This window comes from Planktothrix paucivesiculata PCC 9631 (assembly GCF_900009265.2).
GTDB classification, from domain to species: Bacteria; Cyanobacteriota; Cyanobacteriia; order Cyanobacteriales; family Microcoleaceae; genus Planktothrix; species Planktothrix paucivesiculata.
Window position 1 is genome coordinate 74,588 of record NZ_LR735013.1, and the last position, 19,581, is coordinate 94,168.

11 protein-coding genes and 1 pseudogene are annotated in these 19,581 nt (G+C 38.0%); 3 read left to right on the forward strand and 9 right to left on the reverse strand.

The features are described from left to right. Nucleotides 1-656, reverse strand: a 656-nt coding sequence (locus PL9631_RS10845; RefSeq protein WP_197046334.1) for an IS701 family transposase, incomplete at its 3' end; no start/stop codon positions are given. Nucleotides 657-780: 124 nt separating this feature from the next. Here PL9631_RS10845 and PL9631_RS10850 point away from each other — a divergent pair. The 3 genes and pseudogenes from PL9631_RS10850 to PL9631_RS10860 all read left to right on the forward strand — a co-directional run. Next, nucleotides 781-1,152: pseudogene (locus tag PL9631_RS10850) on the forward strand (type IV pili twitching motility protein PilT); the annotation flags it as partial. A gap of 229 nt (nt 1,153-1,381) precedes the next feature. Then, nucleotides 1,382-2,185 carry a circadian clock KaiB family protein gene (locus PL9631_RS10855; protein WP_083620126.1) on the forward strand — a complete coding sequence of 268 codons (804 nt, stop codon included), beginning with the start codon at nt 1,382-1,384 and terminating at the stop codon, nt 2,183-2,185. A gap of 63 nt (nt 2,186-2,248) precedes the next feature. Then, nucleotides 2,249-2,899 carry a Uma2 family endonuclease gene (locus PL9631_RS10860; RefSeq protein ID WP_083620129.1) on the forward strand — a complete coding sequence of 217 codons (651 nt, stop codon included), beginning with the start codon at nt 2,249-2,251 and terminating at the stop codon, nt 2,897-2,899. 133 nt (nt 2,900-3,032) lie between these two features. On the opposite strand, the gene PL9631_RS10865 is transcribed toward PL9631_RS10860, so the two are convergent. The 8 genes from PL9631_RS10865 to PL9631_RS10900 all read right to left on the reverse strand — a co-directional run bounded on the left by PL9631_RS10865 (nt 3,033) and on the right by PL9631_RS10900 (nt 19,432). Beyond that, the gene (locus PL9631_RS10865; protein WP_197046335.1) at nt 3,033-8,408 is read right to left on the reverse strand and encodes a trifunctional serine/threonine-protein kinase/ATP-binding protein/sensor histidine kinase; all 5,376 of its coding nucleotides are present in this window, start codon (nt 8,406-8,408) and stop codon (nt 3,033-3,035) included. A 36-nt stretch (nt 8,409-8,444) separates the two neighbouring features. Then, nucleotides 8,445-13,835 (reverse strand): trifunctional serine/threonine-protein kinase/ATP-binding protein/sensor histidine kinase, encoded by a 5,391-nt coding sequence (locus PL9631_RS10870; protein WP_083620131.1) that lies wholly within the window; start codon nt 13,833-13,835, stop codon nt 8,445-8,447. Between the two features lie 635 nt (nt 13,836-14,470). Further along, nucleotides 14,471-15,397 (reverse strand): class I SAM-dependent methyltransferase, encoded by a 927-nt coding sequence (locus PL9631_RS10875; RefSeq protein WP_083620134.1) that lies wholly within the window; start codon nt 15,395-15,397, stop codon nt 14,471-14,473. Between the two features lie 113 nt (nt 15,398-15,510). Further along, nucleotides 15,511-15,984, reverse strand: coding sequence for a GNAT family N-acetyltransferase (locus tag PL9631_RS10880; RefSeq protein ID WP_083620135.1), 474 nt, complete (start codon nt 15,982-15,984; stop codon nt 15,511-15,513). A 261-nt stretch (nt 15,985-16,245) separates the two neighbouring features. Then, nucleotides 16,246-16,530, reverse strand: coding sequence for a 50S ribosomal protein L27 (gene rpmA / locus PL9631_RS10885; protein ID WP_083620137.1), 285 nt, complete (start codon nt 16,528-16,530; stop codon nt 16,246-16,248). Nucleotides 16,531-16,584: 54 nt separating this feature from the next. Then, the gene (gene rplU / locus PL9631_RS10890) at nt 16,585-16,959 is read right to left on the reverse strand and encodes a 50S ribosomal protein L21 (RefSeq protein ID WP_083620138.1); all 375 of its coding nucleotides are present in this window, start codon (nt 16,957-16,959) and stop codon (nt 16,585-16,587) included. A gap of 218 nt (nt 16,960-17,177) precedes the next feature. After that, nucleotides 17,178-17,612 (reverse strand): hypothetical protein, encoded by a 435-nt coding sequence (locus tag PL9631_RS10895; protein WP_083620140.1) that lies wholly within the window; start codon nt 17,610-17,612, stop codon nt 17,178-17,180. A 164-nt stretch (nt 17,613-17,776) separates the two neighbouring features. Continuing rightward, nucleotides 17,777-19,432, reverse strand: a complete 1,656-nt coding sequence (locus PL9631_RS10900; protein ID WP_083620142.1) for a CapA family protein — start codon at nt 19,430-19,432, stop codon at nt 17,777-17,779. Between the last annotated feature and the right edge of the window lie 149 nt (nt 19,433-19,581).

A 19,581-nucleotide genomic window follows, 5' to 3' on the forward strand; every position in this document is an offset into this window, starting at 1 on the left:
GGGAATTTATTTATTTTGATTAGCTTTCCCTGTTTTTCTTCAATTTCAGACCAAATTAACTGTTCAATAGGCTGATATTTTTTTTGACCTCCTGTATCATCAACCAGCCGGTTTTTTTTGAGCGGAACATAATAAATTTTCCCTAAATTATCAATCAAAGCCATTAGCTTTTGGGCTGCGTACCAACTATCCATAAGCACTTTCGCTACAGGAATCTTTTTTTTAAAGACGACATCATTCAGCATATCTGCTACATGATCTAGCTTGGTGTGACCATCCCCATCTGGATCGTAAATTCGATAATCAATCACTGAATAGGATCCGGTTTCAGGATTTACATAAATACAGCTTATTAAACCAATTCCTCGAATCACTCGATGTTCATTGCCGCTATATTGACGGCGGACAAGTTCAATTTTCGAGGAAAATCTTTTGTCGAGTACCGTATCATCAAAAACTAAACAAGCTTCGGGATGGCTCTGAAGTTCTGAATGCACTTTTTCCCAAATCACTTCGGGTGTTAAGTTTTCTGAATTCAAGTAACGATTAATTGTATCATGGCTAAACTCTTGAATATGTTCAGCGAAGTTGGTTAGAGTATAATTGATTTGGCTACTCAGGAGATATTGGCAATAGTATAGATAATTGATGCTCATATTTTTGGGCATAGATTCTGATGCTATTTTAACATTCCTTATTCTCCGTTTCCAGATTTCTTTTGGGTTAGTGATCGCTAACTCCTTAGTACGCTACATATAGCGTCACTGCGTAAGTCCTGACACCAATAGTGCGGTAAAAACCTTAACTCGGATTTTGGATATGTTTACCGCCGAGGAACAACCTTCGATTAAAGTATCTATTTCCGAATCTTTGGTGGCTATTATTGCTCAATTGTTGTGTAAAACCACCGATGGTAAACGGGCTGCTTTTCACGATGTTCTGATCAATACGGATGTGATTAAGGAATATATCGTGAAAGACAAGTTTGAAGACATCAATCAAATTATGCTCAAAGATACCTATGAAGGGATGACGACTATGAACAAATCTCTTTACATACTTTATCAGGAAGGACGAATTACGGAGGAGATTTGTTTGGAGGTCTCTCCTTTCCCCAACGAGATGAGCCAAATGTTGCGCGGGCGAGTCTAACAAAAATCTAAAGTTTTAGCCGGAATCGGGCTTTGATCGCATAAAGTTAAATATTGGTAGATCGTGATCCTTGACTTAATAAGTATTAGATTATTTTTCAAGCTAAGGTCACGATTCAACCGTTTTCCCATTCGTAATTCGTAATTCGTAATTCGTAATTACCCATTCCCCATTCCCCATTCCCCATTCCCCATTCCCCATTCCCCATTTTTATAGATGGAATGATACCTTGAATTTATTTCAGTCTACGGTTAATCATTCATTTAAAGCGATCGCTTTGTTCACCCCCGGGGGAGATTTAGTCTATTGTATCGACCCGAATAAACAGCGTCGTTGGCATTCTGATCTGTGTATTTATTTACAGGAATTCCTGGGTTTACCTGAACCTCCTCATTTTTTAATTCCTTGCTATACCGCTACCTATGATCAATGGGTCAACCCCCAAACCCAGGAGATACAGTTTTCCGCAGAAGCCTATCCGCCAGTTTTGCAATACCAAACCTTATTAAATACCCTGTTTGATACGGGGGATTTAGTTTGGCAACCCACAAAAAATTCTGAAGAAGTTTGTAACCCTTTAATTATTGCGACTTACTATGAGCAGTTTCCCCAACTGTGGGAGAATCATGATCTGATTGTTCAGGTCAAAAAAAACAGTTTGAGTGATGATTTCCCCAGCGCCGAAAACCCATCGGAACCCCCACCTTCTTTAATATCTCCCCAACTAGAAAGAACGGAAACCAAAGGCTATATTTTACGGTTATTTGTCTCCGGTCATAGTCTGGTGACACAAACAACTTTGCAAACCCTGCATCAACTCTTAGAAAGTTCAATTAGTCATCCTTACACTTTAAAAGTGATTGACGTTTTAAAACATCCCGACTTAGCAGAAGCCGATCAAATTTCCGCCACCCCCACCTTAATTAAAGTCTGGCCCAAACCCGTCCGGCGGATTGTGGGAGAGTTAAATCATGTTGATACTATTCTTAAATTATTAGGTAGTCCTATGGATGAATTTCCCAGTGACTCGTAGCGTATTTAAAAACTGCTATAATTGGTAATTAGAAAACACAAAATTAATCCCAAACCTAATAATATGGTAGCTACCGCACCCCCAATTCACCAATCACTTTTGGGCGAAAAGCGCGTCACCCTAAGAGGTTTAACCTGGCAAGGATATCAACAAATTCTTCACGCCTTACCCGAAAGTCGAGCCGCTCATCTGACTTATGATCATGGAATTCTTGAAATTAGTATGCCTTTAGAAAGTCACGAATTTGCCTGCGAGTTAATTGGTCTATTTGTCCGTATTCTGGTGGGAGAAATGGGAATGAAGCTCAAATCCATGAGATCGACGACCCTAGATCGAGAAGACTTAGATCGAGGGGCTGAACCCGATAATGCCTACTATATTCAAAATCAGGCGAAAGTAGCGGGGCGTAAAGTTAATTTAGCTGAAGATCCCGCCCCGGATCTCGTAGTAGAAGTCGATATTACCCACACTGATATTGACAAAAATCGCCTTTATGCAGCTATGGGAGTTCCTGAATTTTGGAGCTATAATGGCCTAGAATGGCGAATTTACCAACTCCAAGAAAATACTTATCAAGAGCGCGATCGCAGTCCTACTTTTCCTGGAGTTGAAAAGGAATATTTATATAAATTCTTAGAGCAAGCCCAACAAGATGAAATTGAGGCTGAGAAAGCATTCAGAGAATTTATCAAAGCAAAAATTACTAAAAAATAACTTGGTTCTTCCGTTATAGCGCTACGCATTGAAGTTAGGACACTTCTAAATCCTGAAACTCATTCACTGCTTACTGTTCCCTGTTCCCTGTTCCCTGTTCCCTAGTGCGTAGCGCTATATAACAATCCTAAAACTAACAGGGAATGACAATTATAAATTCCGAACCTTGACCCAAACTGGAGTTTACCGTTAACGTCCCTGAGTGTTTTTCCTGAATAATTTGTCGGGCGATCGCTAACCCTAAACCCGTACCTTTCCCGACTTCTTTTGTAGTAAACAAATGGTCAAATATCTTTTCCTTTACCTCCTGACTCATCCCAATTCCATTATCTTTAATCCGAATCATTACCTGTTTTTGATCCGGCGATAATCTGGTTTTAATCATAATTTGATCAGTGATTTCTGAATAACTTTTTCCCAGATTAGATTCTTCCACCGCATCAATCGCATTACTTAAAATATTCATAAATACCTGATTTAACTGTCCGGCGTAACAGAGGATGGGGGGTAAGGTTCCATAGTCCTTAATCACTTGAATTTCTGGGCGTTTTTCATTGGCTTTGAGTCGATGTTTCAGAATCATCAGGGTACTATTGATTCCCTCATGAATATCGCAAGCCACCGGATGGTCTTGATCAGCCCGGGAGAAGTTTCTCAGGCTAATACTAATGTCTTGAATTCGTTTCACTCCTTCGGACATCGAAGCAACTAATTTGGGTAAATCTTCTCGAATATAATCAAGTTCAATAGCTTCAATTTCCTGTTGAACTTCTGGGTCTAATTGTGGATATTTTTTTTGGACGAGATCGAGCAAGTGAAATAAATCATTGATATAATCTAAAGCCGGTCGAATATTACCCGAAAGAAAACTAACGGGATTATTAATTTCATGGGCGATACCTGCGACTAAATTGCCTAAAGCCGACATTTTTTCACTTTGGATAATTTGAATTTGGGCTTGTTGTAGGTCAATCAAAGCCTGTTGGGAGGATTGATATAAACGGGCATTTTCTAAGGAAATAGCAGCTTGAGAACAAATCAGATTTAAGAGTTGTACCCGTTCACTGGTAAAAGCCCTGACGGTTAAATTATTTTCTAAATATAGAATTCCAATTAACTTTCCTTGATTGATAATCGGACTACAAAGAACACTTTTTGGCTGATTTTTTTGAATATAAATATCAGCGATGAATCGACTACTCATCCTAGCATCCTCCAGGACAATATGTTTTAAATTACGCTTAACATTATTGACTAAATTAATGGGAACATCTTGGCTAAATTCTAAAGCAATTGAGGGTAATATTTCTGAGGATTGCCCATCTTTTAATTCAGCGACTACTTGAAGTAATTCATCTTGAATGAGTAGTAATACACATTTATTTGCCCCCGCATTAGCAACGACTATTTCTAATAGAGTCACTAGAAGTTTGTTCAGTTCAATTTCACTGGAAATCACTTGAGAAGCTTTGATCAATGTCTTCAAATCAAGGACTTCTGATATGCTGCTAGAGGTATGGGTGGAAATCATTGTTCCTCGTCCAATTGTTTCTTCAAATAGATTAGTTGGTTGAGGGTGTTGTAGAATCGGTTTTAGTAATTGAGGATAGGTTTTTTCTAAATCAGCAACTTTAACCTTAGCTCCCCATTGGGCATAGGAATAATAGGCTTCTTGCATATATCCAGAGGCAACTTTTTCCTTTCCCCAGTCGAGATAAAATTTGGCTGCGAGTTCATTAGCGATGGCTTCTGCTTGGATAGATTGGTTATTTTTGGCGGCGGTAATAGCCCGATCATAATTATCCATCGCCTTTAAAAAATTATCAGAAAGTCGATCTATTTCGGCATTCACTAAACAAGATAAAGGTAAAAAATTAACTGGATTATTTTGTGCCCAAATGCCTAATTGTTGCTGATACTGGGAAATTTTATCCCAACAGGTTTGTTTTTGCTCCTGTGGTAGATTGCGATAACGTTTAATTAGTAATAGTGCATGAATGAAACAATGGTGAACATAGGGTAACAAACCTTGAGGTGCTACGTTAATAATCTCAGCATCCGCTTGTTGACTGTAGTAAAATGCCTGTTCCCACTGTTCATTAATGAACAAAAGTTGGCTTTTTAAGATATTAAAAATACAGATCACTTGCCAGTTTTTATGTTCATGACATTCCTGCAAATAATCAGATTCCTTGAGGTTAATCGTGTTGCCGATTAATTCAGCTAAGATGATTTGACCTCCCAAAAATAAATCAATCGCCCACTGATTTTTATATTTCCGACTAAAAGCTAAGGATTCTGTGATTTCATCCAATAGTTTTTCCAGGAAAACACTTTGATAAAACCGACAATACATATTATGCCCAAAGGCATAGGCTGCATATTGCAAATTACTGGATTCTAAACCCACGCGATAGGATGAATTATAATCTTCACTGGCTATTTTAAGCGGATGTGACCAATGCCTTAAGGAACTACCAATCATTAAATAAGCCACACTTTCGGCTGATTTATTATTAAAAGTTTGCATTAACTCCAGGGTGACATCGATTAATTGGCTTGTATTTTGATAATTATTTAAAGCGTATCCACGTAAGCCTCCAAAGGCAGGATAAATATATCCAATCTCTGGGGTATTTCCATATTTCAAGCACAAATTCACGGCTTTCGCGCAAATCACCGACCACAATCTTTGATGGGAACGATAGGTGGGTGGCCCCATAGCAATTAATAATTTAATGGCCATTTTTGGTTCTATTTCTGTCATCAGGGGTAAATCAATTAAGTCAGAAAATAGGCGATTTTTTAAGGTTTCTTGAATGTGAGCCAGTTCCAAATCCCGAACTGTTTCCCAATCGGTTTCAGGTAAATCAATATTCACTAAAGCCAGGGCTTGACGACCGGATTGAATGGCTTCTGGATACTTGGCTTGCATGGTATATTGAACGATCGCCATATTATAAATTTCAGCTTTTTCTAGGGGTAATTTGGCATTTTCCAAAGCCTCTTTTAGCCAGTATTCTGCCTGGTCAAAGTTACCCTGAAAATATTCTAGTTCGGCTCGTTCTTTAAACAAGTTCAGGCTCAAATCGTAATGGCTTTTCCAAGTATCCATGGGTAAAAGTTCCATAGCCGTCGTAATATAGGTAAAAGCATCGGAATAGGCAGTCGAAGCTTTGGCTTTAATTCCAGCTAATAAATTTAGTTTTGCTAATTCTTGTTTTTGAGTTGCTTCAAGAATTAAGACTTTACCAATATTAAAATGATTGACAATTTCAAAAATTCGTTCTTCTCGCTCGGCTAAAGAGAAATTTTGTAAGAGCAATGTCCCAATTTCAAAATGCGTGCTTTGCTTTTCTTCGGGGGCAATTAGACAATAAGCAGCTTGTTGAACCCGGTCATGTAAAAATCGATAAGCGGGATTCATAGAAGTGTTAAAAACTTCTTCTTGATGGTTTTGAGTAAAAAACTTATAGATTTTCGTTGTTGGAATCACCAAACCTTTTTGCAATGCTGTCCATAAAGCTGTCGCCGTGATTTCTGGTGATTTCTCACTGATAATCACTAAAGTATTCAAATCAAACTCAGCCCCAATACAAGCGGCAAGTTTTAGAATATTCTGAGTTTCGATGGGTAATTTCTGTAATTGCAATGCCATAAATTCCACGACATCATCGGTGAGGGATAAGGCTTCAATTTGAGCCATATCGCATTGCCATCCGCCAAGTTTTGAGCCATTTTTTAGGAGTTGAGACGAGTCAAATTGAATTAATTTGTCCTCATATAAGGCTTTGAGAAACTGAGTGGCAAAGAAAGGATTTCCCTGGGTTTTTTGCTCCACCAATTGAGTTAAAGATTTCACTAAATCAGGTTGACAATTGAGGGTATCTGCTACTAATTGATTTAGATCTAATCGGGTTAAGGGAGGCAAGGTAATTGTATTAACTGTTGCTCCGGTTTTAAGGATTTCATTAATGGTTAAAATAAACGGATGCACAGGGGAGACTTCATTATCTCGATAGGCTCCTAAAATTAATAAATATCCTAAACTGTCTTGGATTAATAATTGTAGTAAGTTTAAGGAAGCAGAATCTGACCACTGTAAATCATCTAAAAATAGGACTAAAGGATGTTCTTTCTGGGTGAAAACCTGGACAAATTTTTGAAATAGCAAATTAAAGCGATTTTGGGCGGCATTCCCGGATAATTCGATGGCGGGGGGTTGTTTTCCAATAATCTGTTCTAACTCAGGAATTACATCACTTAAAACCTGTCCGCTTTCTCCAACAGCGGCTAATATTTTGGTTTTCCAGGTTTGGATTTGGTCATCGGATTCTGATAATAATTGTTCTATTAAGTCTCGAAATGCTTGGACAAATGCGGAGAAAGGAATATTACGATTAAATTGATCGTATTTGCCTTTAATAAAATAGCCACGTTGTCTAACAATGGGTTTATGAACTTCATTAATCACGGCGGTTTTCCCAATCCCAGAAAAACCCCCAACTAACATCATTTCTGTCCCTTGAAGATTGACTCGATCAAAGGCATTTAACAGTTGTTTGACTTCTTGGTTTCGACCATAAAGTTTTTCAGGAATAATAAATTGATCGCTGATATCTTGCTGGCCAATTTCAAAATACTCAATCTTGCCTGTTGTTTGTAATTGAGTTAAACATTGCTCTAAATCATATTGAATCCCTAAAGCACTTTGATACCGATCTTCGGCATTCTTTGCCATCAGTTTATTGATGATTTCTGACAAAATGATCGGAATATTCAGGTTAACATGATGAATCGGTATTGCTTGTTTAGCCAGATGACAATGGACTAATTCCATGATGTCTGAGGATTGAAAGGGGAGTTTTCCGGTTAATAATTGATAGCAGGTGACTCCCAGGGAATAAAAATCACTCCGATAATCAATCCCGCGATTCATGCGTCCGGTTTGTTCGGGGGAAATATAGGGTAGTGTACCTTCTAAGATATTGGGATTTTGAATTTCTTGGGTTTCTCGGGGTAATAGGGAAGAAATACTAAAATCAATTAATTTAACTTGTTTAGTGTCGGGATTAATTAAAATATTGGCGGGTTTTATATCTTTATGAATCACCCGATTTTGATGAAGATAGTTGATAATTTTCGTTAGTTGAATCATGATTTCCAGAAATTCAGCTAAAGGCAAGGATTTATAAGAGGTTTTTTTATCTGAGGTTATTTTCAGATATTTATAGAGGGATATCCCCCCAAAATCTTCCATAATTAAGGCATATCTATTTTCATAAAGCTGTAGCTCTAGGGGTTGGATAATTCCAGGAAAATCAAGATTTTTGGCAATCGTATATTGGTTGCGAAATTGAACCAGTTCATCAAAAGTAGGGTAGGGATTGCGGAGAATTTTGATCACAACGCTCACTTGGTCATGACTCCGTATACCCCTATAAACTCGGGTGTGTGTACCTGCATATAATTCTTCTAGGATTTGATAACCCACTAAGTTAATAACCATGTTTATCACTTTTTAAATTAACTTGATCATCCCACATTAACAGGGAATTGAAATCATGAATTCTGAACCTTGATTCAAACTTGAACTCACCTCTATTATACCAGAATGTTTTTCTACAATAATTTGTCGAGCGATCGCTAATCCTAAACCCGTCCCTTTACCGACTGCTTTGGTCGTAAACAAATGATCAAATATCTTGTCTTGTAGCTGTTGACTCATGCCAATTCCATTATCCTTGATCCGAATAATGACCTGTTTTTGATCATCAGATAACTCGGTTTTGACAATAATTTCATCCCGGATTTCTCCATAACTCCGTCCTTGATTTGATTCTTCTAGGGCATCGATCGCATTACTTAAAATATTCATAAATACCTGATTCAGTTGTCCTGCATAACATTGGATTGGGGGCAAATCACCATAGTCTTTAATCACCTGAATTTCTGGACGCATATTATTAGCTTTAAGGCGGTGTCTGAGAATCATTAAAGTGCTATCAATACCGTCATGAATATTGCAGGCAACCGGATAGTCTTGATCGGCACGGGAGAAATTTCTCAGACTTCTACTAATGTCTTGAATTCGTTTCACTCCTTCTGTCATCGAGCCGACTAATTGGGGCAAATCTTCTCGAATATAATCGAGTTCGATGGCTGTGATTTGCTGTTGAACTTTTGGGTCTAATTCGGGATATTGTTCCTGGACGATATCGAGCAAGTGAAATAAATCATTGATATAATCCAAAGCGGGTCGAATATTCCCCGAGAGAAAACTAACGGGATTATTAATTTCATGGGCGATCCCGGCGACTAAATTCCCTAAAGCCGACATTTTTTCACTTTGGATAATTTGAATTTGGGCGTGTTGTAGGTCAATCAAAGCCTGTTGAGCAGCTTGATATAAACGAGCATTTTCTAAGGAAATAGCGGCTTGAGAGCAAATCAAATTTAACACTTCAATCCGATCGCTGGTAAACGCTCCTACGGTCAACTTATTTTCCAAGTATAAAACTCCGATTAACTGCCTTTGATTGATAATAGGAATGCAAAGAATACTCGTTGGTTGGTATTTTTGGATATAATCATCCGCTACAAAATCAGAATTTTTTCGAGCATCTTCAATTACCAGAGGTTGCAAAGTCCGCTTAACATTATTAACCAAACTCATTGGGATATCAGGGCTTAATTGTAGGGGAATTGACGAGAGGAGTTGGGGAGATTTTCCCAGTTCCACTAAACCGACTAATTTTAAAGAATGATCTTGTTTAACCAGCAATACACACTTAGTTGCCCCGGCATTGGCAATGACTATTTCTAATAGACTTGTGAGCAGTTTATCGAGTTCAATTTCACTAGAAATCGCTTGAGAGGCTTTGAGCAAGGTCGGTAAATCTAATACTTCAGAGTTACTGGTGGAGGTTTTTGTAGAGGTGAATGTTCCTCGTGCCATAGTTTCTTTGAAAAAATTAGTAGTATGATGTTGTTGAAGAATGGGCGCGAGGAGTTGAGGATAACGTTTTTCCAGAGCGTCAACTTTCGCCTTAGCTCCCCAACGACTATAAACATAATAGGCCTCAATCAAATAATCCCGGGCGATGTGTTCCTTTCCCCATTCCAGACAAAACTGAGCCGCGAGTTCCTGAGCTAGTCCTTCTTCCCCCATACAACCTTGTTTTTTAACGGCTAAAATAGCCTGTTCATACAACTCGGCCGCCTGCCAATTCATCCCTAAGACTCGGGCTTTTTCCGCTTCTACTAAATCATATTTATGTTGATTGACTTCGGGGGCATTCTCCGCCCAAAATTTCATTTTTTCCTGATTAATATTAACTATTTCTAAATAGTCTTGTTGTTCGGTCGGGGAAACTGTAGGATAAAGATTAAGCAAAATAAGCGAGTGATAAAAATTCAAAAAGACAACCTGCATGAAACCAAAAGCAGCCCCCGCTTGTTCCTGGGCAAGTTGCACATTATTTAAGGCTTGGCGACTATCACCTAACAAGTAGAGTAGAATTGTTTTTGCTACATAAAAAACAAATAAAACATTTCCTGATTTAGCTTCAATCATGCGGGGCAAAATTTTCGCTTCATTAAAACTTTCCCCAATTAATAATAAGGTATCTGCCGATTCACCCTGTAAATTCAAACCTAATTGTCGCCAGACTTGGGAAAAATGAGTCGGAATTTCTTGTTTAATATGAATACACAAATCAATATAAACTTTCTGTTCCTTGACAGATGACTCTAAGTTATCTTCCGTAAAAAATAAGTAACTCGATAAATTAGCAGCACAATATCCCCCCCATTCTAAATCACCGACTTCCAGCCCCGCTTGTACGGCTTCTCGTAAAGGATTGACACTGTTTCTAGGGTGTTCTTTCCAAGTGCGGATATTAGAATTAAACAAGTTATAAACTTTGGCTTTGAGTTCTTTGGCATTAAATTTTTCTAAGAGCTTTAAGGAAATTAAACCCGCATGATAACCCCTATCTAATTGACCAAATCCCACTAGCAATAACCCATAAAAACCGTAAGCAAAAGATGATATTCCCGAATTGCCATGTTGTAGACACAAATTAATCATGGTGATAATAATTTGGGGGAAAATCTCTGGTTTTGCCATAAATACGGGCGCGCAAAGAATTTTTAAAATCTGCATGGCCGCCAACTTATAGGGATCTGTCATAGTTGGCAAATCATCTAAATTGTCAAGATTGGGTAAATCAACAATTAATTCCTTCTCTACGTCGATTGTTAGTAAAGATATGGTGAGTTTTTCTAATACTTCTAACCCAATATTAACGGCTGTTAACATTTCAAGTTGAGCAATATGAATCTGCATTTGCAATTCATAAACTTTTACTTTATCCAATAAACTATTAGCCGTTTTCATTGCCACTTCAGCTAATTTCAAGGACTGCTCAAAGTCCAGGTTTAAATATTGAGCTTCAGCCGTATCAATATAAATATTTAGGGTTAATTTATACTGATTTTGCCAACATTCAGTTGTTAGTAATTCTCTAGCAGTTTGCAAATAAACAAGTGCCGCAACATAAGCGGTGGATGCTTTGGCTTTTCGTCCGGTTACTAAGTTTAATTCTGCTAATTCTTGACGTTCCTCGGGCTGGGTAATTAAATATTGACCCTGATTTAAGTGTCTAACAATCTCAAAGATTTTATCATCCTGCTCTATATTTGTGGAATTTTTGAGTAATAATTGTCCGATTTTGAGATGGGTGGCTTGTTTATTTTCATCGGGAATTAAAGAATAAGCCGCTTGTTGAACGCGGTCATGGAGGAATTTGTAATTGGCATGGGTAGCCACTTGATCAACGGTGGAATTATGATCATTTTGCTGAAAGAATTTATAAACTTCAGTGGTGGCAATAATCAAGCCTTCTTCTAATGCTTTCCATAGTTTATCTGCTATTAATGCCGGGGATTTATCGGTTTCTGAAATGACCGCTAAAGTCCCTAAATCAAACTGTGATCCGATACAAGCGGCTAATTTGAGAACGTCTTGGGTTTCTCTGGGTAACTTGCGTAATTGCAACGCCATAAATTCAACTACATCATCGGTAATCGATAGGGCTTTAATATTAGCAATATCACACTGCCAATGCTGAATATCCCAATTAAAAGTAATTAATTTTTCATCATATAAGGCTTTAAGAAACTGAGTAGCAAAGAAGGGATTTCCTTTAGTTTTTTTATAAACATTCTCGGTTAAAGGTTGCGCTAGGAGTAATTCACAATGGAGGGTATCGGCCACTAATCGATTCAGATCGGATTCAGTTAAGGGGGGCAAAGTAATTGTATTCACCGTAGCCCCACTTTTAACAATTTGATCTACGGTTAACATAAAGGGATGAATCGGCGAAACTTCGTTATCTCGATAAGCTCCTAATATTAATAAATGTCCCGTATCTTGCATCAACAGTTGCAGCAAATTCAAGGAAGCAGAATCTGACCATTGCAAATCATCCAAAAATATCACTAAAGGCTGATCTTTGCTGGTAAAAATCTGGACAAATTTCTGCATTAATAAATTAAACCGATTTTGAGCCGCACTCCCTGAAAGTTCTGGGGCTTTAGGTTGTTTCCCGATAATGTTTTCTAGCTCGGGAATCACATCAATTAAAACTTGTCCATTTTCTCCTAATTCTGCTAATATTTTATCCTTCCAGATTTGCAATTGAATATCCGAATCCGATAATAATTGCCGCATTAAGTCGCGGAAGGCTTGCACAAATCCCGAAAAGGGAATATTCCGTTGAAATTGGTCATATTTACCTTTAATAAAATATCCCCGTTGTCGAACAATCGGTTTATGAACTTCATTAATAACCGCCGTTTTTCCAATTCCAGAAAATCCAGCAACGAGCATAATTTCACTACTCGATAGAGGAGAATTTTCCGCCTCTTGCTTTTCAGTGAAAGATGATGATAGTGCAACTCTTTCAAAAGCGGCTAAAAGTTGATCAACTTCTTGTTCTCGACCGTATAGTTTTTCGGGAATCAGGAAACGATCTGTAATATCTTTTTTTCCTAATTCAAAAAACTCAATTTGACCAGTTGTTTTAAATTGGGTTAAACATTTTTCTAAATCATATTTAATTCCCAAGGCACTCTGATAGCGGTTTTCGGCATTTTTTGCCATCAGTTTTTTGATAATTTTTGATAAAATTAGGGGAATTTCCCGATTAATTTGATGAATAGATTTCGGTTTTTTGGCGAGATGACAATGGACTAATTCCATGGCATTTTCCGCAGAAAAGGGTAATATTCCCGTTAACAATTCATAGAAAGTGATACCGAGGGAATAAAAATCACTCCGATAGTCTATACCTCGATTCATCCGTCCCGTTTGTTCGGGAGACAGATAGGGTAATGTGCCTTCTAAGATATTGGGATTCTGAATTTCTTGGGTTTCTTTGGGTAAGAGGGAAGAAATACTAAAGTCAATTAATTTAATTTGTTTGGTATCAGGATTAATCAGAATATTAGCAGGTTTAATATCTTTATGAATGATTTGATTTTGGTAGAGATAGTGTAGAGTATCGGTAAGTTGGATAGCGATTTCCAGAAATTCTGCTAAGGGCAAATATTTAGATTGAGGATTTTTATCTAGGATGGTTGGGAGATAATTACAAAGAGAAATTCCGCCGAAGTCTTCCATCACTAAGGCATAGCCATTCTGATAGACTGCTAGGGTCAAGGGTTTAATAATATGGGGAAAGTCAAGATTTTTGGCAATCGTATATTGGTTACGAAATTGAACGAGTTCATGAAAAGTTGGATATTCGTTTCGCAGGAATTTGATCACAACAGTTACTGAGTCGTCAGTACGGATACCTCGATGGACTACAGTGCGTGTCCCTATGTATAACTGCTCTTTAATTTCATAACCCACTAAATTTACGACCATGGTTATAACCTTTTAGATTAGACTCATTACCCGATATTAACAAGGAATTAAAATTGTGAATTTTGTACCTTCACCCAAACTTGAACTTACATCTATTATACCAGAGTATTTTTCCACAATAATTAGTCGGGCGATCGCTTATCCTAAACCCGTACCTTTACCTATATCTTTAGGCGTAAACAAATGATCAAATCCCTATTCCTCAACCTCTTCTGCTCGGATTTGCTGGATTAAGTCTCGAAATGCTTCTACAAATGAACTCAATGGGTATTGCGTTTAAATGAATCATATTTGCCTGTAATAAAATAACGCCGTTGTCACTTCTAAGATATTGGGATTTGGAATTTCTGGCGTTTCTCGGGGTGAGTGGGAAGAAATACGAAAATCAATTAATTGAATCTATTTTGTGTTAAGATTGATTAAAATATTAGCGAGTTTTATATCTTGATCAATAACGCAATTTTGATCAAAATTCTGTAGTGTTTTTGTCAGTTGAATAATAATTTTTAGAAATTCATCTAAAGGCAAGGATTTACCCGGGGTTATTTTCAAATATTTATCAACGGATATCCCCCAAAATCTTCTATTACTAAGGCGTATTGAGTTGAAATGAAGGGCAATCCATCCTCTCAAATTTACCCAACTGAAGCAATAATAGTCCGGTGACGAGGACTATTAAAATTAACCGTAGGACTTTGAAATCCGGCATCGATTAGGGCTTGTTCTATGTCTAAGGTGAAATATTCATCTAAATAGGGTTCTGTACTTTTTAACAAGGTAAAAATATAAGGGGGCATTTTCTTGAACATTTCTGATTTAGGGTTCATATCCATAATTGCTAAATAACCCCCGGAACGCAACAGCCGCCGTGCTTCTTGGAAGATTTCACGGGTGGCAGATTGGGGTAATTCGTGACAAATTAAACACAGGGAAACTAAGTCGAAAGAGGCACTGGGTAAACCCGTTGATTCTGCCGTGGCGTGAATCCATTTAGGGGTATATTTCAAATTAGATTGTTGTGGTGTATTATAAGTAGCGATCGCTAAAAAATAGGGCGATAAATCTACACCTGTCATCTTCGCGTCAGGATAAATTTCTTGCAGGGCAAAGGTACTCATCCCCACACTACATCCCAAATCCAAAATATCCTGGGGAGGGGTGGGTAATTGGGCTTTTAAAAGATCATGATAACTTTGGCGGAGTTTAGCATCGCCCTTAGCCCCCGCCTCTGGCCAGATTTTAGCATGAACCGAGTATGCGGCCACTTCCACTTCCACGGCGGCTTGCCAGCTTAGATTTCCCGCATCATAAGCGTGGAAGGATGTGAGGTAATAATCGGGATATTGCAGATTGGGGTTTTGAACTTGGGTTAATTCCCCATCCCAATTTCTTGATAACAAGGTTTGGGTCTGTTGTCGCCAGGGAACTCCCATGGCTTCCGCCCGTTTAATCATCATTTGTCGGGCTTGGTGTTTAGCAAAATTACTGAGGGGTTTAATCGCTAAAATCCCATTAATGAAGCGGGACATCAATTCGGGCTCTGAAGTTGTGCTGACCGTCATGGGTTTGATATCTGATGGATTAATATTCAATTTTATCGCGAAGGGGAAACTAGAAACCAGGTTGCTCAACTCAAATTAAGATTTTTATTCAGCAACCCGGTTTGTTTGATTTTTTAGGAAACCGTTGTTAACTCTACTTTCTGACGATTAATTTCTAAGGGTTGATTATGTAAGACCATGGTTGTACTTGAGTTATATTCAAACCCAATGCGTTCGTAAAATTTTTGTTGGTGGGTGGTCATCAAATAAACCCGTTCAACTCGACACATTTTAGGATGACTTAATACTGTTTGAACTAATTTTCTGCCTAATCCACTACCTTGATAATTTGGATGAATTACCACATCCCAAATACTAGCTCGATAAATACCATCGGAGGTGGCTCGAGCAAATCCAATCATCTGTTCATAATCCCAAACTGTCACCACAGGTTCACTATTTTCAATGGCAATTTTTAGATCTTCTGGGCTTCGCTCTTTTGCCCAAAATGCAGCGATTTTAAATAGGGTTTGAAGTTGATTGAAATCGACTTTTTCCCGAGAATCATCAAAGAGAATATGATGGTTATCTGGTGAGATGTTTTTCATAGATAATAACCCTTTAAATTATTTTGAGCCACTGATTAATGCCCATGAATTTTATGAGAATATGAAATTTCAACTTATTCAGTTATACAAACTGAAACACTGTAATATTTAACATATTAGAGTCTGTTAATTGTGTGGCGAATTTAACAAAATCCCCAAAAACATTTTTTCTCAGATATATAGGATTAAGCTCTGAATTTTTTAATAAAAAACGGGCTAATATAGCCCGCTTCCGAATTCAATAAAATCAGGTTTTATTAATTAAGCTTCAACGGCTACAAGTTCGGCTTCAATCACAGGATAAACGCTAATTTTTTTGCGGGTTTTGCCTTTACGCTCAAAGCAAACAACACCATCGACTTTAGCAAACAAAGTGTCATCACTGCCGATACCGACGTTATTACCCGGGTGGAATTTGCAACCCCGTTGACGCACTAAAATATTACCTGCGCGCACCACTTGACCGCCAAAACGTTTGACACCCAAGCGCTGGGCGTTAGAATCGCGACCGTTACGAGTGCTACCCGTACCTTTCTTATGAGCCATTTTATTCTCCCAATTAAATGATCAGTATTTCAGATATTCAATCACAATCTAATTTTATGCTTCTGTTGTTGCAGCTTCTGCGGGTTTTTCTTCCCGCTTCGCCACCACAGACCCATTTAGACTAATAGATTCAATCATCAAACGGGTAATTTCTTGACGATGACCTTGTTTTTTACGGGTTTTCTTTTTCGGACGCATTTTATAAACGATGATTTTGCGTCCCCGCAGATGGCGCAGTACAGTCCCTTCAACGGTGGCCCCATTCACTAAGGGCTGACCAATTTCAACTTCACCATCATGATTGACTAACAGAACTTTATCAATGATAACGGATTCATTTTCATCGACGGGTAACAGTTCAATATCGTAGAAACGACCGGGTTCTACTTTGATTTGTTTACCGCCTGTTTCAATAATTGCGTAAGTCATGTAATTTTGGGTTAAGGTTGCCGTACAGGTAGCTCAACGGTTCAAAGTGTTTTCACTTTCCCCTAATTTTGAGCCTTTGCCATGTCTGCACCTGTTCCGAGCAAGGTTTAGACACAATCTCCTATTATCGTTGATGAGTGGTATTTCTGTCAAGTCCAAAACCGTAGTCAGCCCTTGAGGGCTTCCCCTAACCGTCAATAACAATTAGAGGAAATTAATTAACTCCCACTTTTGCTAATAGTTGGATTCGTTATTTTTTCAGAAGATTGCTCAGGAAACAAGGTATCAATATCAATTGCTGCGTAGCCTTTTGTAGCCAATAAATTGAGCATTGAACCTAATTGAAACCAAATTAATAATGCAGTCGGAATCACCACCACTAAACCCATAACTCCCGCAATCCAATATACAGGAATAAAGACGGCTAAACTCGAACTGACGGAGACTATAATTAATAGGGTCATCCCCAAATAAGCAATAATTAAATTGGGGGTTTTATAATTAATAGAAGTCGAAGGTTGAGTGCTATCACTCCAGAGGGAAACCTTGTATTCTAACATATCTTTGAAAATGATGCCCCATAACACGGCCAAGACCGTTGAACTAACAACAACAATATAAATCGGAGAAACGATAAGAGGTTCAGAAATCATAATGAATGACAAAAAGGAAAGATTTTTTACAATTCGTTACATAGTATAGCAGAAATCAGTTATCAGTCATCAGTTAACAGTTATCAGTGTAGAGATGTGCCATGGCGCGTCTCTGCCAGTGCTGTTGACTGATAACTGATAACTGATAACTGATAACTGATTCTCTAGGGTTTTTTGATCAAAATTTTGCCTTCATTATCAATTTTTAAAGGGGTTTTAGGAAAATCTTTTTGGGTGAGATTGCGAATTAAATTAATACTTTTATCACGATTATCTAAATTAGGAATCCCTTGGGAGTTTAACTGAACAGGAATAATTTTACCCTCAATAAAATCTCCTTGAGGATTAACTTTTGCTTCCAAAATCAAAGAATATCCCAACTCCCCACTGGTTGATAAAGTTCGATATCCCATAAAATTCCCCAGAGAATAAGCAATTAATTTCCCTTTATATAACTCCAATGCCCTCGGAACATGGGGGCCATGACCTAAAATTAAATCCGCCCCCGCATCAATCATACTATGGGCGAAAAGCACTAAATTTCCGCGATTTTCCCCATAGAAATATTCAGTTTTATTTCTCACATTTAAAGCTCCAGTTCCCTCCGCCCCACCATGAAAAGAAATAACCACAAAATCGGCATTTTTTTGAGCTTGTGTAACTAATTTTTTTCCCGCTTCAATATCACTTAAATTATTATGATAATCATAATTACTAAAGGCAATAAACGCTGTTTTTACCCCTTTAACTTCATCATAAACAATTTTTCCTTTTTCTCCGACCGCCTTCATGCCTAGCTGATTAATATTTTGAATAGTATCTTTAAACCCGGTTTCAAAAAAATCAAAGGAATGATTATTTGCCACACTTAAAATATTAAACCCCGCATCCTTGAGTAAAGCCGTATATTCGGGAGGAGTCCGAAAGGCAAAGACTAAGCCACGACCGATATTTTTAGCACTATTAGGATATTTAGTTAAAGTGCTTTCAAAATTTCCAAACACAATATCGCCTTTCAATTCCGATTTAACCCCAGTAAATAAAGCGGCTTTATTAGCGGATAATTTATTAGAGGGATAATTAGTCCCAGGAATAATATCACCGACGGCCCGAATGGTAATTCGTAAATCTGGACTAATGGGATTTTCTAGGGTTTTTAGAGCTAATTGAGAGACTTGATTGAGATTTTTTAGGGTGGTGGTGGGAGAAATTTGGTTGGGTGTGGTAATGGTTTCTGTCGAAAAGGAAAAGGCGGGAATTTGAGCTAAACTTGAAGATATTCCTTGAGGGATTTCTGTTAAAAAAGTATTAATTTTTTCTTGATTTTGATTAAATAGAATTCCCGATAGGGGTAAAACCATTAAACTAACAGAACCCACAATTAACCAAGGCTTAGAAATAGAAACTTGAGGTTTAGGAAGGGCAACTTTTAGGGCAGGAAAGGTTAGTTTAGGAAAGGATAACCCTATCTTCTGATTTTTTGGAGGTTTTGGAGGTTTTTGAGGTTCTGGGGGTGTTGGGATAGATTCCCGCAAGACTAGGGTTTGTGTCCAGCCTGGTTTTTTTTGACCGCGACAGATTCCAGAAATTGTCACCGACCCAATTACAGGGGATTGTAACCGCATTAACCCATTCTGAACAACCCGAACACTCCCTTGAATATCGGGAAGTTGTTCAGACTCCAAAACGACCTGGAGATGATCGTCTTGACGAGTCACCTTTGCGCTCACTCCCTTGGATTGTAACGCTTGGTTGATTAAAATTGCGATCGCATTGGCATCACCAGTTTTTGCCAAGGCGATAGTCTGATAGTCACTCACTCCAATCTCCTAACAACCACTTCAATATCTTATGATTAAGTGGCATTCTAGGGTCAATATCAACTTTCTGTTTTTTGGCACAATTTCCCTTAGTTAGCCACTGCAACGAGTACAATGATCAAGAGTTTATCGGATCAGGGCTTGAAACA

Coding starts and splice junctions, on each gene's coding strand:
- PL9631_RS10860 (WP_083620129.1), top strand. CDS start 2,249: ATGGTAGCTACCGCACCCCCAATTCACCAATCACTTTTGGGCGAAAAG.
- PL9631_RS10865 (WP_197046335.1), bottom strand. CDS start 8,408: ATGGTTATTAACTTAGTGGGTTATCAAATCCTAGAAGAATTATATGCA.
- PL9631_RS10870 (WP_083620131.1), bottom strand. CDS start 13,835: ATGGTCGTAAATTTAGTGGGTTATGAAATTAAAGAGCAGTTATACATA.
- PL9631_RS10875 (WP_083620134.1), bottom strand. CDS start 15,397: ATGACGGTCAGCACAACTTCAGAGCCCGAATTGATGTCCCGCTTCATT.
- PL9631_RS10880 (WP_083620135.1), bottom strand. CDS start 15,984: ATGAAAAACATCTCACCAGATAACCATCATATTCTCTTTGATGATTCT.
- rpmA (WP_083620137.1), bottom strand. CDS start 16,530: ATGGCTCATAAGAAAGGTACGGGTAGCACTCGTAACGGTCGCGATTCT.
- rplU (WP_083620138.1), bottom strand. CDS start 16,959: ATGACTTACGCAATTATTGAAACAGGCGGTAAACAAATCAAAGTAGAA.
- PL9631_RS10895 (WP_083620140.1), bottom strand. CDS start 17,612: ATGATTTCTGAACCTCTTATCGTTTCTCCGATTTATATTGTTGTTGTT.